This is a genomic window from Streptomyces sp. NPDC012466, from assembly GCF_042955215.1.
Taxonomy (GTDB): domain Bacteria; phylum Actinomycetota; class Actinomycetes; order Streptomycetales; family Streptomycetaceae; genus Streptomyces.
On sequence record NZ_JBIBEQ010000008.1, the window covers coordinates 81114 to 96459 of the forward strand.

12 protein-coding genes and 2 pseudogenes are annotated in these 15346 nt (G+C 73.6%); 6 read left to right on the plus strand and 8 right to left on the minus strand.

The genetic code is table 11. The features are described 5' to 3' along the window. The first annotated feature begins 85 nt into the window (after positions 1-85). Complete coding sequence (locus tag ACFY9E_RS27890) at positions 86-2119, plus strand: DUF1996 domain-containing protein (protein WP_390988531.1); 2034 nt, start codon at positions 86-88, stop codon at positions 2117-2119. A gap of 175 nt (positions 2120-2294) precedes the next feature. Further along, positions 2295-3059 (plus strand): TSUP family transporter, encoded by a 765-nt coding sequence (locus ACFY9E_RS27895; protein WP_390988533.1) that lies wholly within the window; start codon positions 2295-2297, stop codon positions 3057-3059. Between the two features lie 5 nt (positions 3060-3064). Here ACFY9E_RS27895 and ACFY9E_RS27900 read toward each other — a convergent pair. The 3 genes and pseudogenes from ACFY9E_RS27900 to ACFY9E_RS27910 form a co-directional block, all read right to left on the minus strand. Next, positions 3065-3412: pseudogene (locus tag ACFY9E_RS27900) on the minus strand (MMPL family transporter); the annotation flags it as partial. A gap of 41 nt (positions 3413-3453) precedes the next feature. Next, complete coding sequence (locus ACFY9E_RS27905; protein WP_390988535.1) at positions 3454-4416, minus strand: EamA family transporter; 963 nt, start codon at positions 4414-4416, stop codon at positions 3454-3456. Positions 4417-4505: 89 nt separating this feature from the next. Then, positions 4506-5327 (minus strand): chitosanase, encoded by an 822-nt coding sequence (locus ACFY9E_RS27910; protein WP_390988537.1) that lies wholly within the window; start codon positions 5325-5327, stop codon positions 4506-4508. 231 nt (positions 5328-5558) lie between these two features. On the opposite strand from ACFY9E_RS27910, the pseudogene ACFY9E_RS27915 reads away from it, so the two are divergent. Both ACFY9E_RS27915 and ACFY9E_RS27920 read left to right on the plus strand, forming a co-directional pair. Beyond that, positions 5559-6035: pseudogene (locus ACFY9E_RS27915) on the plus strand (aldo/keto reductase); the annotation flags it as partial. A 96-nt stretch (positions 6036-6131) separates the two neighbouring features. Next, complete coding sequence (locus ACFY9E_RS27920) at positions 6132-6314, plus strand: hypothetical protein (RefSeq protein ID WP_390988539.1); 183 nt, start codon at positions 6132-6134, stop codon at positions 6312-6314. A 22-nt stretch (positions 6315-6336) separates the two neighbouring features. Here the strand turns inward: ACFY9E_RS27920 and ACFY9E_RS27925 are convergent, their stop codons facing one another. Together ACFY9E_RS27925 and ACFY9E_RS27930 are read right to left on the minus strand one after the other, a co-directional pair. After that, a complete protein-coding gene (locus ACFY9E_RS27925) occupies positions 6337-6561 on the minus strand; it encodes an ankyrin repeat domain-containing protein (RefSeq protein ID WP_390988541.1) in 225 nt (74 codons plus the stop codon). Next, positions 6530-7066 (minus strand): ankyrin repeat domain-containing protein, encoded by a 537-nt coding sequence (locus tag ACFY9E_RS27930; RefSeq protein WP_390988543.1) that lies wholly within the window; start codon positions 7064-7066, stop codon positions 6530-6532. The genes ACFY9E_RS27925 and ACFY9E_RS27930 overlap by 32 nt, the downstream gene beginning before the upstream one ends. Positions 7067-7268: 202 nt before the next feature. On the opposite strand from ACFY9E_RS27930, the gene ACFY9E_RS27935 reads away from it, so the two are divergent. Further along, entirely contained in the window at positions 7269-9401 is a 2133-nt protein-coding gene (locus tag ACFY9E_RS27935; protein WP_390988545.1) for a SpoIIE family protein phosphatase, read from the plus strand. A gap of 22 nt (positions 9402-9423) precedes the next feature. Here the strand turns inward: ACFY9E_RS27935 and ACFY9E_RS27940 are convergent, their stop codons facing one another. Together ACFY9E_RS27940 and ACFY9E_RS27945 are read right to left on the minus strand one after the other, a co-directional pair. Continuing rightward, complete coding sequence (locus tag ACFY9E_RS27940) at positions 9424-10116, minus strand: ANTAR domain-containing protein (RefSeq protein ID WP_390988546.1); 693 nt, start codon at positions 10114-10116, stop codon at positions 9424-9426. 107 nt (positions 10117-10223) lie between these two features. Then, a complete protein-coding gene (locus ACFY9E_RS27945) occupies positions 10224-12791 on the minus strand; it encodes a SpoIIE family protein phosphatase (RefSeq protein WP_390988548.1) in 2568 nt (855 codons plus the stop codon). A gap of 149 nt (positions 12792-12940) precedes the next feature. Between ACFY9E_RS27945 and ACFY9E_RS27950 the strand changes: the two genes are divergently transcribed. Beyond that, positions 12941-13528, plus strand: a complete 588-nt coding sequence (locus ACFY9E_RS27950) for a hypothetical protein (protein WP_390988550.1) — start codon at positions 12941-12943, stop codon at positions 13526-13528. A gap of 74 nt (positions 13529-13602) precedes the next feature. Here the strand turns inward: ACFY9E_RS27950 and ACFY9E_RS27955 are convergent, their stop codons facing one another. Continuing rightward, positions 13603-14706, minus strand: a complete 1104-nt coding sequence (locus ACFY9E_RS27955) for a GNAT family N-acetyltransferase (protein WP_390988552.1) — start codon at positions 14704-14706, stop codon at positions 13603-13605. Between the last annotated feature and the right edge of the window lie 640 nt (positions 14707-15346).

Consider the following 15346-nt stretch of genomic DNA (forward strand, 5'->3'; position numbering starts at 1 on the left):
GGGACGCAACACGCGAAGACGCCCTACCGGCCCACGACGCGCGACCTTCGCCGCATTCGCACTGATCCTGGGCGGAGGCGGCCTGATGGCCGCGAACGTCTACGCCTCGGCCACGGACGGGGGTTCGGGCGGCGACTCCGCCCAGACGCGGTCCGGCACGGGGGTTCGGACCGCGGGCGCCACGATCGACTGCCCGGACGTCGGCAGCAAGCTGACCTCGGTCCCCGAACCGGCCCGAGGGGAGGTCGACAAGGAACTCGCCCTCCTGGACGAGCAGATCGCCAAGGCCTACCAGCGGCTGAGCGAATCGGCGCAGCAGGTGCAGCAGGACCCCGGCTTCGCCGACAACGCGGTCGTGAACCCGCTGAAGGAGAAGCGGGCCGCGACCCTGGAGCGCATCGCGATCGCCATCGACCGGGTAGGGGAGCGCCCCGAAGGGCTGGAGGCCCTCGCCGCCTGCACCGTGGAGGACGGCAACCAGGCTCCCGCGCAGGCCGAGGGCCAGGACGGCGCCGGAGCCGGGCAGTCCGGCCAGGAGCAGGGCGGGCCCGGTCAGGAGCCGGGGAACGGCCAAGGCCAGGGCGCCAACGGCGGGCAGGCGGGCAACGGCCCCGTCGCCGCCGACTTCGCGGACATCAAGAGCGTCCAGCCCAACGTGAACAACCCCGGCCCACAGGGCGACGCGTCCCGGGGCTCCTTCGCCACCAGTTGTGGCGTGAACGAGAACGGCCTGTTCAACTCCGACAACATCATCGCCGCCCCGGGTGTGAGCAACGGCGCCCACCACTTCCACGACTACGTCGGCAACCAGTCCAACAACGCCTTCGCCAGCGACCAGGACCTCGCCAAGGCGGAGACCAGCTGCGACGACCAGGGCGACAAGTCGTCCTACTACTGGCCCGTCGTGCGTCTGCAGAACGGCGCCCAGGAGCAGGACGCCGACAAGCCCGGCGGCGGCATCGAGGGCAACGCCGGCGAGATCGTCACGCCGAAGCAGGTCACGCTGACGTTCGTCGGCAACCCGCGCGAGAAGGTCACGGCCATGCCGCGGCTGCTGCGCATCATCACCGGCGACGCCAAGTCGTTCGTCAACGGCCCCGCCAACGCCAACGCCTCCTGGAGCTGCACGGGCTTCGAGGACCGGCAGCTGAAGGACAAGTACCCGCTGTGCCCCCAGGGCAGCGACGTCGTACGGACCTTCAAGTTCCAGAGCTGCTGGGACGGGCGCAACATCGACAGCGCCAACCACCGCACCCATGTGGCGTTCGCGGACGCCGCCGGCAACTGCCCGTCCGGCTTCCGCCCCATCCCGCAGCTGGTCCAGCGCATCGTCTACGACATCGACGCGCCGAGCCTTCAGGACGGCGGCCGTACGACACCGCTGTTCGCGGTCGACTCCTTCCCGGAACAGCTGCACAAGCCGGTCACGGACCACGGCGACTTCATCAACATCTTCGACGAGGATCTGATGGGGGAGATGGTCGACTGCATCAACGACGGCCGTACGTGCGGAGCCGGAGCGGACGGCGGGCAGAACCCGGGGCCGTCCGAGGAGCCCCAGGAGGAGCCGACCAAGACGCCGGAGGCCCCGCAGGAGGAGCCGACGAAGACCCCCGAGGCCCCGCAGGAGGAGCCGACGAAGACGCCGGAGGCCCCGCAGGAGCAGCCCACCCGCACGCCCGACGCCCCGCAGGGCGGGAACGACGCCGGCAAGCCCGGTGACAAGGGCGACGGCGCTGACGACGGCAAGGGTGAGGCTTCGAAGCCCCCGGCGGACAAGCCGGCGCCCGAACCGGAGTCCGCAGGCGCGTCCACGGCCCCCGGCCGGGCCGAGCCCGAGGTGAAGGCGACCTCCACGGCCGGTGGCGGCAACGCCGCCGAGCAGGGCGGCGGTTCGAAGGACGACTCCGGTGAGGACGCGGACGGACTCGGTGAGTCCCAGGCCGTCGGCACGGCGACCAGTGCCGCACCGACCCCGTCGGCTCCTTCGCAGACGGAGCCGCAGGCGGTCGGCGGGGGCGGCCTGGCCGACACCGGCGCCCAGCTCTGGCCGGCCGCGGCGGGCGCAGTCCTGGTCATCGCGGGCTTCGTCGTCCTGCGCCGGGTGAGGCGCGGCTAGGAGTCACGCCCGGGCACGACCCACGAACGGCGGCGGGATCCCCCCGGATCCCGCCGCCGTTCCGTGCGCCCGGTCGAGGCCGCGCCCGGCACCCTTCGACGACCGCCGAAGGACCCACCCCCTACCGTGACCTCATGAACCTCATGCGGAACGGCGCACGCGGCGGAGCGGCAGCGTGACGCCGTGGGAGATGGCCGCCGTGCTGGCCGCCGGCACCGGTGCCGGGGCCGTCAACGCCGTCGTCGGCTCGGGAACGCTGATCACCTTTCCGGTCCTGCTGGCCGCCGGACTGCCCCCGGTCACCGCCACGGTGTCCAACGGCCTGGGCCTGGTCCCCGGCTCCATCACCGCGGCCGTGGGCTACCGCGAGGAACTGCGCGGCCAGGGTCGGCGCGTCCTCCTGCTGGGCATGGGAGCGGTGCTGGGTGGTCTCACGGGCGCGGTGCTGCTGCTGACCCTGCCCGCGTCGGCGTTCGAGCGGATCGTGCCGGTCCTGGTGGGGCTCGCGCTCGTCCTGGTCGCCTGCCAGCCCTGGATCGCGAAGCGAGTGCGCCGCCGACGCGAGTCCGGCAGGCCCGTCCGCCGTGACGGCGGCCCCCTGCTCTTCACCGGCCTGACGCTGGCCAGCGTCTACGGCGGCTACTTCTCCGCCGCGCAGGGCGTCATCTACGTCTCCCTGATGGGCATGTTCCTCGACGAGACGCTGCAGCGGCTCAACGCCGTCAAGAACGTGCTGGCGGCCGTCGTCAACACCGTCGCCGCCCTGCTCTTCGTCTTCTTCGCCGACTTCGACTGGACGGCGGTCGTGCTCATCGCCGGCGGCTCCGCGCTGGGCGGCCTGGTCGGAGCCAGAACAGGCCGCCGCTTCAGCCCCGCCGTCCTGCGCACCCTGATCGTGTCGGTCGGCACCGTCGCCCTCGTCCACCTGGTCCTGCACTGACGCCCCTACGACGCCGGACGCGCCCGCGCCCGCGTCGCCCCCTCGGCGTCGATGTGCGGCAGCACCCGGTTCAGCCAGCGCGGCGTCCACCAGGCGTGCCGCCCGAGCGGGGTCATCACCGCCGGCACCATGAGCAGCCGTACGACGGTCGCGTCGATGAGCACGCTGACGGCCAGCCCCAGCCCGAGCATCTTCACCACGATGGTGTCGCCGACGATGAACGCCGCGAACACGCTCACCGTGATCAGCACGGGACAGGTGATGACGCGGGCCGTGAGCTCCAGGGCGTGGGCCAGGGAGGCCTTCGCGTCCCCGGTGCGCTGCCACGCCTTGTGGACACGGGAGAGCAGGAAGGTCCGGGGCGTTCGGTGCCGCCCATGAGAGGCGCGCGGGATCACTCCGGCGTGTCAGGCACGCGCACGGCCCGGGAGTCCCGGCGGCCGTTCCCCCGAAAGGCCCGGCTCCGTGACCGGCGCTCGCGCCCCGCCCGTCGCAGCGCTCCCGACCCGAGTGCCACCCCGAACCCCACCAGCGCGCTGCCCGCCGCCTGCGCGAGACCGTAGGAGCCCGTGCCGACGAGCGGTGCGGTGCCGGCCGCCGCGACGGGGATGAGGCCGGAGAACAGGGTGGCGCGTTCCGCGCCGATCCGCTGCATGCCCATGTACCAGCACACGAAGCCGACCACGGTGACCACCACCGCCTGCCACAGCAGCGCGGCCGTCTCGACGCCGTCCGGCCGCCGCAGCCAGGAGCCCCCGTCGGCCCACAGCCCTAGCGCCGCCGACTCCACTGCGGCGACCGCGCACACCGTGGCGGACAGCAGCCGGGGCCCGAGCGGCCGCAGCACGGGGACGGCGAGCACGGCGAACCCGACCTCCCCCGCCAGGGCGCACACGGAGAAGGCGATGCCCACGCCGTCCGTGCGGCCCCACCCTTGGACCGTGAAGGCGCCGACGGCCACGAGCGACGCCCCGTACAGCACCGTGCGCCTGGGCCTGCGCCCGTCCAGGAGGGGCACGAGCACGGCGACGGCCACCGGCGCGCAGCCCACGAACACGCCAGGAACCGCCGGTTCCGCCGTGCGCTCCGCGGCGATGACGGCCAGGTTGAAACCGACCATGCCGACCGCCGCGAGCAGGGCGAGACGCCCCCACCGGCGCAGTGTGAGTGCGCGCAGCCGGTCGGCGGCGCCCTTCCCCGCCGCCGGGACCAGCAGCAGGCAGGCCAGCCCGTAGCGCAGGAACTGGCCGCCCGCGTACGGGTAGTCGCCCAGCACGCTGTTGGCGGTGAAGGACCCTCCGACGAGGACGCAGGCGAGCGCGGCGAGCAGGGCGCCGCGCGTGGTGGTGGCGTTCATGCGGGTGACGCTAGGCAGCCGGGCGGCCCGGGAAGGAGTCCACTCGCGTGCCTGCTCGATGGACCAATTTCCCGCCCGGGCCGCGGTGGTCAGCCGATGTGGTAGCTGTCGCCGTAGACCTTCCAGTCCAGTGGCGGGTTCAGGTCGAGGTTGCGTTGGCGCAGGAACACGCGCTGCGCCGTGTCGACCCGGCTCGTGTCGCTGTGTGCCTCCTCCTGCTTCATGGCCCACACCCGTGCGTCGAGGAAGGCGTCGAGGTACCTCACCTCGTCACCGCCCTGGGCCGGGGGCTTCGCCGTGCGCAGGGCCCGCTTGCGGATGTTGCGGAAGCTCGTGGGATCGCCGCCGTCGCCGTGCATGACGAGGGCGTCGTAGTAGGCGAACTGGCCCAGCACCCGCAGCCCGTCCGCTTTCCCCTGCCGGACCGCCGGGTCGAAGTACACCCGGTCACGTTCGTCGTCCTGGGCGCGCCGGAACTCCACGTCGCGCGCAGCCCGGCGCCAGTCGCCGGGGAAGCCGGGGTCCAGTCCGTCGTGAGAGTCGGAGCCGTCGACCTCGCGCAGGGCAGGGAGGTACTTCGCGAGGACGTTGCCGGGCTTGCGGGCGGTGTAGAGCTCGACGAGGTCCAGCATGTCGCCGGTGCCGGAGCAGAATCCGATGATGCCGGCGGTGTAGCCGCGGCCGTCGCCGATGTCCTCGATGTACTGGTACTGCGCCTTCCAGTCGAGCGAGGAGTTCTCCGCGCTCGACACGAGCTGCATGGCGATCTCCTTCTTCGCCGGGTCGTCGAGTCCGACCGCGCGCCCGGATGCCGTGGCGTGCGCCGGCTTCAGGAGGGGGGTGGCCACGAGGGCCGCGCCGAACAGCGCCAGGACGGTGCGGCGCGTGGCCGGGGCAGAGGGGTGTCTCACGGTGCCTCCAAGCAGGGTGGGGGATTGGGAGAGCGGGCCGTGCGGAACTGATAGGAAGGTTTCCTATCATTGGGAGGGCGGAAGGGAAACAGCGGAGTTGAAAGTTCGTAGGGTCGAACAAGCCGGCGCCCGCCGAAACCGCCGTGATCTCCGGCGGGTGATCGCCTGAGGTGGGTGCAGCCGACGGCACCTGCCGTCGGAGGGCCGCCGAGCCGTGGAGGTGCACCGCGGAGCGACGAATGGGCCGGCCGCGGCGACCGGCTGGAGACGGTCGACACCGTCCACGTCATCTACGACATCGTCGACCAGCCACCGGCCGAGCACCTGCTCCCCGCCTGCGCGGAACACGACGTCGGCGTCATCGTGCGCGCCGCCCTCGACGAGGGGGGAACTGACCGGCCGGATCACGGCCGGCTCGACCGTCCCCGAGGGCGATTTCCGCAACCGCTGCTTCCGCTACGACCGGACCGCCCGGGTCGAGCGGCGCGTCGCGGTGATTTGCGCCGACCTCGGCATCGGGCCCGACGACATGGCCGAGACCGCGCTGCGCCTCGCCCTCGGCGCCCCGCCGTCTCGACCGTCGTCCCCGGCATGCGCAGCGTCCGCAACGCCGAGCGCAACACCGCCCCGAGCGACGGCCGGCCGCTCACGGAAAACCAGCTGGCCACCCTCGCCCGGCACCGGTGGCAGCGCAACTTCTACGGCTGAGCGCCGCCACGGGAACCATGAACCGCTCCCGCACGTCCACTCTTTGCCCAGCAAGGGCCGAACGGTCGATCCGACCAGCCGGAGAGGGGAATCGCCGTGGACGAGGCGACGTCGCAGCAGGGGAGCGAGGCGGAGACGGCCGCCCGCCGGGCCCGTTTCGGGACACTCCCGGAACCGGTGCGTGTGGAGGACATGGTCGAGGAGCGGGCGGCCAGCGTGCCCGACCCGGCGCGCACCGCGTACAACCAGGACGAATGGCTCGTGCGCTACTGCCTGTGAGCCGCCCCGCCCGGCCGGGACGCTAGGAGCCGACCTGCCCGTCCAGGCCGTGCAGCCACCGCACGACGTCGTCGGCGTCCCGGGCGCGGGCGATGTCGAGCGGGGTCATGCCGTCGTAGCCGCGCCAGTGGGGGTCGGCGCCGCGTTCGTGGAGGTACCGCGCGGTGGGCAGGTGCCCGCCGTGGCAGGCGCCCCAGAACGCGCTGGTGATCTCCTCATGCTGAGGGCGGCTCGTCCGCCTCGGCATACGCCCGCACCCGGTCGAGCAGGCCGAGCGTGGCGGCGTCCTGGAGGGTGACGTGGGCGCCGTGCTCGACGAGCCGGTGCGCGGCGCGCCACTGGCCGAACCCCCGGGCGTCGGCCAGCGGGGTGCCACCGCCGATCACCGCCCCTCGCGCTTCGATGTCGGCCCCGGCCGCGATGAGCGCGTCCAGGGCGGGCACATCGTCGCTACTGGCGGCCCAGGGCAGCGGCGTCTCCGCGTGCGCTCCGCCGAAGCGGGCGTCGGGATCGGCCCCGGCGGCGACGAGGATCGCGATCACTTCGGGACCGTGGGGGAAGTGACCGGGCCAGTCGGTCGCGATGTGCAGCAGACTGCGCGTGCCCGTGCCGTCCTCACCGTGCTCGGTGACGCGTGCGGCGGCGAGACCGGGGTGGTCGGCGAGCAGCCGCCTCAGCCAGGGCAGATCCCCGGCCCGGATCGCCTCCGTGACGGCCACGGCCGGCGGGTCCTGCGATGTCAGCGTCAGCAAGCCGGCCTCCCGATGCCGTCCAGGGCTCCCGATTCTCGCAGCGGGCGCCCGCACGCACAGCCGCCCGCACGAATCGGCCGGACCACCGTCCCCGGCAGCGCCCCCGGCTTGCGCATCCCGGTGTCGAAGGCGGGCACCCCCGCCGAGGACATGCCCGCAGCCCTCGCCAGGCGTAGCGTCCGGGTAGGAGCGGGAGGACACCATGCCCGGGAGCGACGAGCAAGCCGGAGGCGCCGGATCGCTGGACGACGCCCTGGGAGCGGCCCTGGCCGACACCGTGCGCGGTACCGGCGCCTCGATCGGCGGCCTCTACCTGATCGAGGAGGCGGAGCCGGTGCTGCGCCTGGTGGCCCAGTGCGGCCTGCCGGCGGCCTTCACCGCCCCGTGGCAGCGGCTGCCCCTGACCGCACCCGTCCCGGTCACCGACGCGATCCATGACGACACCCTGGTCAGCGTCACCGGCCAGGACGAGATGGCCCGCCGCTATCCCAGGGCCGCCGCCGTCCTGCCCTACCCGTTCGCCCTGGCCGCCGTCCCGCTGACCGGGGTACGGCGTTCCTGGGGCGGCCTCGTGCTGATGTGGCCCGCCGGGCGACCCCGAAGGATCACACCCCGCGAACACGGACACCTCACCTCCAGCGCCCGCCGCATCGCCCGCCTGCTGGACGACACCACCCAGGCGCCGCAGCTGCCCGATGTGCCGCGCGTCGTCCCCGTCGACGCCTCACGCCACCCCGCGCAGACCGGCCTGGCCGCCGCCGACTACCTCGAACGCCTCCCCGAAGGCGCCCTGGCCCTCGACCTGGAGGGCCGCATCATCTTCGTCACCGCCACCGCGGCCCGCCTGCTCGGCCGCGGCGCCGACCTGCTCCTCGGAACCCGGCCCTGGCACGCCCTGCCCTGGCTCGACGACCCCATTTACGAGGACCACTACCGCACGGCGCTCGTCAGCCGCGCACCCGTGTCCTTCACCGCGCTGCGGCCGCCGGACCAGCCGCTGACCTTCCAGCTCTACCCCGACACCAGCGGCATCAGTGTGCGCGTGGCCGCGAGCGCCCGGCAGACCGAGGACCCGCCGCCCGCCCCGGCGCGCCCGGCCGTCGTGGCACCGACGGGACGCCTCTACCAGCTCGTGCACCTCGCGGCCGCGCTCACCGAGACGGTGACCGTGAGCGACCTCGTCGCGCTGATCGCCCACCAGATCCTGCCCGCCTTCGGCGCCCAGGGACTCGTCCTGTCCGGCGTCGAGGCCGGCCGGCTGAAGATCACCGGCCACCACGGCTACCCGACCGACGTCATGGAGCGGCTCGACGCCCTGGCCCTGGACACCGACCTCACCCCCGCCGGCCAGGTCCTGGCCGACGGCACCCCGGCCTTCTTCGCCCACCCCGCCGAACTGGCCGCCAGCTACCCCAGAGCACCCCAGATCAGCGGCAAAGAGGCCTGGGCGTTCCTCCCCCTGATCATCTCCGGCCGGCCGGTCGGCTGCTGCATCCTGTCCTACGCCCGGCCGCACACCTTCACCGCCGACGAACGCGCCGTCCTCACCTCGCTGTCCGGCCTCATCGCCCAAGCCCTCGACCGCGCCCGCCTCTACGACACCAAACACCGGCTCGTGCACGAACTGCAGCGCGCCCTGCTGCCCCGGGCCCTGCCCCGCCTGCCCGGCCTCGACGTCGCCGCCCGCTACCTGCCCGCCGGCCACGGCACCGAGGTCGGAGGGGACTTCTTCGACGTCCTGCGGCTGAACGACACGACCGCGGCCGCCGTCATCGGCGACGTGGAAGGCCACAGCGTCGCCGCCGCCGCCCTCATGGGCCAGGTCCGTACCGCCATCCACGCCCACGCCACCGCCGGCGCCGCACCCGGCGAGGTCCTCACCCGCACCAACCGGCTCCTGGCCGACCTCGACTCGGAACTGCTCGTCTCCTGCCTCTACGTCCACCTGGACCTGGCGGGCCGGCAGGCCTCCTTCGCCAGCGCGGGGCACGTGCCGCCGCTGCTGCGCCACGCCCGGCACCCGGCAGGCGCCCTCGACGTCGAGCCCGGCCCCCTCCTGGGCATCGACACCGGCGCCCACTACCCGGTCACGACCGTGCCGCTGCTGCCCGGCACCACCCTCGCCCTCTACACCGACGGTCTGGTCGAACTCCCCGGCACCGACGCCACCCGCACCACGGCCGACCTCGCCGGGCACCTGGACGGCGCCGACGGCCACGATCTGGAACGGCTCATCGACCGGCTCGTCCGCCACACCACACCCACCGGACGGCACACCGACGACATCGCCGTGCTCCTCCTGCGCGTCTCCCGACTCCGGGACGGAGCGCTGTGAGGCCGCTGCCCGGGCCGGCCCGTCAGGCCGGATCGGGATGGCCGGCCCGGACCCGCCGCGCCACGTCGCGCAACTTGAGGTTGTGGTCCTGGGAGATGCGCCGCAGCACGCCGAAGGCCTCGTCCTCACCCAGCCGATGCCGCTCCATCAGGATCCCCATGGCCTCGCCTATGGCGTGCCGGGTCTCCATGGCGTTCTCGAGCTGGTCGACGGTACGGGCCGTGGCCAGCGCCACCGCGGCGTGGGAGGCCAGCAGCCACCCCGCTGCCTCGGTGTCCTGGCCGAACGCCCCGGGGCGGCGCGAGTAGAGGTTCAGCGCGCCGAAGTCCTGCCGGTCGGTGTACAGCAGGACACCGGTCATGCTGCCGATACCGAGGTCGCGGGCCGCCTGGCTGTACCGCGGCCAGGACGGCTGCGGCAGGGTCATGTCGGCGATACGGAACAGCCGCTCGCCGTCCACGCGGCATGCGGCGTCGAAGCACGGCCCCTCGCCCAGCTCGCCCTGGAGCCGGTCCGACTCCTCGACCATGTCACCGCACACGGCCAGCGTCACGGACCGGCCCTTCGAAACGGTCAGGATCCCCGCCGCGTCGCACCCCTCGACCAGCTCCACCGCCGCTGCCGCGATCGCGTCCAGCGTCGCCTGAACCGAGTCCGCCGCGACCAGGTCACGGGCGAGCCGTGCCATCTGCTCGGCGTACCGCTGCCAGTCCACCGTCACCACCGCCTTGCTCGCCGGTCCCGCCTACGCTACCTGGCGCCCCTCACGTGGGGCCGTTCGCCCGCCCGTCCGGGCAGCCTGCCCGGCGTCGAGCGCCGCGATCACCGGTACGCCGTCAGCAGCAGCGCCACGTCGTCCGGCCGCTCCCTGGCCTGCCGGGCGGTCCCCACCAGCCGGTCGGCGAGATGCTCCACGGAGTCCGCCGGGGTCTCGGACAGACGGCGGCGGACCGCGTCGATGCCCATCTCGATGTCACTGCCGGGCCGCTCCACCAGTCCGTCGGTGTACAGGGCGAGAACGCTGCCGGGGGCGAGCGTGAGCGCGGTGACGGGATAGACCGAGTCGGGCTGCACGCCCAGCATCACGCCGCCCACGAGGTCCAGCGTCTCGACCCGCCCGTCGGGATGGCGCAGCAGCGGCGGGGGATGGCCGGCCCGCACGGCGAGGGCGCGCCCGGTGGCCGGGTCGAGTTCGATGTAGCAGCAGGTGGCGAAGACGTCCGACTCCAGCTCGGTCAGCAGCCGGTTGGTGTGCGTGATGACCTCCTGCGGCGGGCGCTCGCTCGCGGCGAAGGCGTGCACGGCGCTGCGCAACTGCCCCATCACCGCGGCGGCGCCCACGCTGTGGCCCTCGACGTCCCCGATGACCAGCGCCACGCCACGCCCGGTGGTGATCACGTCGTACCAGTCGCCGCCGATCGCCATGCCCTGCGTGCCGGGCAGATAGCGGCCGGTGGTGCGCAGGCCCTCGACGGCGGGCAGCCGGTGCGGCAGCAGCCCCTCCTGGAGGCCGCGGGCGACGGCGGACTCCGAGTCGTAGAGCCGCGCCCGCTCCATCGCCTGGGCGGCCAGGCCGCTGAGCGCGGTGAGGGCCGAGCGCTCGTCGGGCGTGAACCGGTGCGGGGTGTCCCAGCCGAGGATGCACGAGCCGACCGAATGACCGGAGGCGATCAGCGGCAGGAACGACCAGGCGTTCATCCGGTCCAGGACGATGCCCGGATAGGCGAGGGAAAGGTCCTCGGGCGACTCGAAGAACAGGGGGAGCCGCGTGGTGAGCGCGTGGACGCCGGGCAGCTGCGTGTCGAGGGTGACCCCTTCGAACGGGGTGAGGAAGTCCTCCGGGTAACCCGACTCCCACAGCAGGTACATCCGGCCCTCGCGGACGGTGTACAGGGCCAGCTCCCGGGCGCCGAAGGCGGGCAGCAGCTGCTCCGACACCGCCCGGCAGACGTCCTGCACGGTGACCGCCTCGGTGAGCACGCTCGCCATCTGCACCACGTGGTACAGCGCCCCGGCACGCGCGGCGGCGACCGGCCCGGGCGGCGGGGCGACGGCGCCGATGCCGGGACCGGCGCCGGAGCCGGCTTCCTCTCCCGCTTCGGCCCCCGTGGGCGGTCCGGTCGGAAAGACCCGGCCGGTCAGCCCGTGCACGTCCGGATACAGCACGAAGCTCAGCCAGTTCCCCTCCGGATGCCGCACGAGGAAGGACACCTGCTCCTGCGACAGCATCGCCGCCCGGTAGCGGTCCTCGTAGGCGGGATCGCGGAGCCAGGTGACCACCTCCCACGGGTAGCGCCCGAAGAGCTCTTCCCGGCCTGATCCCAGCAGTTCCTCGCAGCGGCGGTTGGCGTACGTCAGGCGGCCGTCCTGGTCCAGGGAGAACAGCCCGTCGGGAAGCCGCTCGGCCGCCTCGGCCGCGGTGAGCCCGCCCGCCGCGTCGACGAGGGCGCCGACCAGGATCCGCCCGGAGCCGGCGCCGCCGTGCACGAGGTGGCCCCACAGTTCGACCGGCCGGTAGCTGGTCTTCTCCTCGCCCCGGGACTCGTCCCGCAGCCGGAAGTGCCGGGACCTGACCCGGCCGCTGCCCAGTGCGTCGTGCCGGCTCTCCCGCAGCTCGTGCAGGTCGTCGGGGCTGACCCGGGCCTCGATGTCCGCGATGGTGCCGCCGTAGTCCGCCCGGTCGACGCCCAGCAGTTCGAGGGCCTCGTCGTCCGCCGCGCACCGGTCGCTGTCCAGGTCCCAGTCGATGAGCCCCACCCGGACCGGGCGGGCGGCGGAGGTGGGCAACCGCACGCTGACCGGGTCGTCGTCGTACTCGACCCGGTACACGGCCGAGCCCGAGCCGGGCCGGCCCGCGGCGAGGCGGTCGAGGCGCTCCTCCATGGCCCGCTCGGCGGGTCGCAGCGCGATATCCACCGTCTCCGCCTCGACCGGCGTCCGGGCCGCCGAGCGCAGCACGACGAGGACGCCCACGGTCTCGCCGCCGGCCCGGACGGGCTGGTAGGCGGAGCCGAAGGAGTACGGCAGCCCGGCGGTGAAGTGCGGGAAGCGGACCATGCTGGCCCGTTCGTCCGGCAGCCACAGCGTCTCGTCGCGCCGGTAGGCCTCCGCCATGGGCAGGGCACCGCCCACCGGCACCCGCCACCAGCTCTTGAGCAGTGACCGGGGCACGCCGGTGACCATCGCGAGAACCAGCGAGCGCCGGTCGCGGGAGCGCAGGTAGACCAGTCCGCCGTAGCCGTCGAGGTCCCGCACGGCCTCCACCAGCGGGGTCGTCAGGGCATCCTCGATCCGGCCCGTGTCCCCGCTCGGGACCCGGCCGTCAGCCCCGTCCCGGCTCCCACCACCGGCTGACCGTGGCCGGTCCGGTACGGCGGCTGCCTCATCCATGTCGCGTCCTCCCGGTACGGACGCACCGGACACCAATCGCTTCCCACCAGGATGTGCCATCGTCGGCGGTCCGGCGCGGCAAGTGCAACCTTTCGGTCGGCCCGGTCGTCTCACCCGACATCAGCCACATGCAAGCCTCGGGGGCGGCAATGGTAAGAATCAGAACAGCATGCGCGACGCTCGCACTCGTGGGCGCCACGGTGGCCGTGGCGACGGTTCCGGCCGGCGCCGCACCGGCCGCAGCCCAGCGGTCCACCACACAGGCCACGTGTCCGACCGGCTGGGGAAGCCTCGCCAAGACCGACGCCGGCGCCACGCTCGCATCGGTGACGAACATCAGGACCGGCCGCCACACCTGTTTCGACCGGATGGTCATCGACGTGCCCGGCGGCGGCAGCGGCGTCGGCTACACCGTGCAGTACGTCGACCGGCTGTACCAGGACGGCTCGGGCCGGCACATCCCGGTGGCGGGCGGCGCCGTCCTCGAGGTGCGCGTGACAGCGCCCGCGTACGACCCGGAGACCGGCGCGGCCACGTATCCCGGACGTCCGGCGCTTCCCCTGCCGGGCGTGGACCTCACCGGCTACCGCACCTTCCGGGACACCCGGTTCGCGGGCAGCTTCGAGGGGGACACCCAGATCGGTCTCGGCGTCCGCGCGCGGCTGCCCTTCCGGGTGCAGCAGCTGGACGACCGCGTCATCGTGGACGTCGCACACAGCTGGACCGCCACGGGATGACCGCGCGGTGCCCGGCCCTCAGGGGCCGGGCACCCGGGCCCCGATCAGCGGGCCCGGAGCCGGACGGCCCGGCCTCAGCCGCCTCGCAACCGGCTCAGTTCCTCAAGGGTCCGTGCGGCCGCGCCGGCCAGGCGGGGCCGGTTGCGGACGAAGCGGCGGGCGGCCCGTGCGGGCTCCCGGCCCAGCCAGTGGGCGGCCCCGCCCGGCACCGGCCGTAGCACCGCTCCTTCGTACACCCGCAGGTCCCGGGTCTTGAGCGAATCCTTGTAGCGGGCCGGACCGCTCCCCAGGTCCACCGTCTCGACCCCGTCGGCCGCCGCGGCCTCCAGCATCCTCAACTGCAGCACGAGGCCGGGGGAGTACTTGGCGTACGCCCGGTCGTACGCCGGGAACCACCAGGACAGCACCGAGCGCGAGCGCAGCCCGAAGTGCGCTGCCACGGGCCGGTCCGCGGCGTACAGCACGGACAGCACCCCACGGCACTCAGGGTCCTCGCTCTCCCCGAGCAGCCCCACCAGCCGGGTGATCCACTCCTGCGCGAACCGGTCCCGGCGGCCGGTCCGCCGGTACTGCGCCGACTTCCACCGCATCAGCGCCCGCAGCGCCCCGGGATCCGCGGTGTCGTACGCGAACCGCACCGTCCCGACCTGCCGCGCCAGTTTGCGTTCCTTCGCCAGCGTCTGTCTGAGGAATCCCGGCGACTTCGCCCGCAGCCGCTCCGTGTACGCCTCGAACCCCCTGCCGATGTCGACGACCGGGGAGGCGAGCTCCTCGACCGCGTGCGGCACGAACACCCCCTGACCGGCCTCCAGGTTGTCGAACTCCCAGGACGACAGCCCGCAGACCCGTAACAACCGGCGAGCGTCCAGCCGGATCCCGGGACGCAGCACGGCCCCCTGACTGTCGGACACCCCCAGTCCGATGGCCCGGCCCCGCCCCAACGCCCCCGCCTCGTAGGGGAAGAACCCCACCGGGGAACCGTCGTCCTGCAACACCGCCACCCTGGCTCCCGGCCTGACCCGTCCCACCGCGACGGTGAATCCCGGGTCGAGAAAGGGATTGGCCGGGGCGCCGGACTCCGTCCGGATCTCACGCCACATCTTCTGGTCGTTCGGGCTCAGTTCGTCCGGCCTCAGAACGAGAACGCGCTTACCGGGCAACTCTGCCTCCTGTGTCATCGGCGTGGGGACACACGAAGGCCTGCACATCACCGCGTACCGGCACCAGGCAGTACTCGGGCCGCACGGCGCAGGCCCTGGTCGGTACTGCCGTCACTCAGCAGCGAAACGTCTGCAACCGGGCGGCGCTCGGGGCGGATCCGGCCGCCCCGGGACACGAGCCCATTCGTCCCGCGTGGACGTCCGTACCGCCCCGGTCCACCACGGCCGCCCCGGTCACCACCGGGCTCACACCGGCCGCTCCCGCGGCCCGCGGCGTCCGCGCCGCGAGCTGCCGCCCGGACGGTGCGTCCTCACAGGGACACGGTTCTTCGACCTCTCCGGGGCCTTCGGCCCCGGCACGCGAAGCCGCGCCCGGTTCCATCGCGTCCGCAGTGACCGCGACCGCCGTGCGCCCTTCGCCCGCGAGTCCCGGAACGACGAGGTGCAGCAGCAACAGGCAGGCCACCAGACCCGCCGCCGCTGCCCATCGTCGCCGCACCCTCAGACCCCTGACCTGCGTCTCGGCGGGGGAGTACGGAAGCCTCGACCCCCAGGGCCGGCACCGGGCCGGACCCCCGCCCCGGCCGGCTGCGCCTTCCAGTAGGCCGACCCCCGTCCCGCCCCGTCAAGCCCCGGTGAGCCGATTTGCCCCACTCGA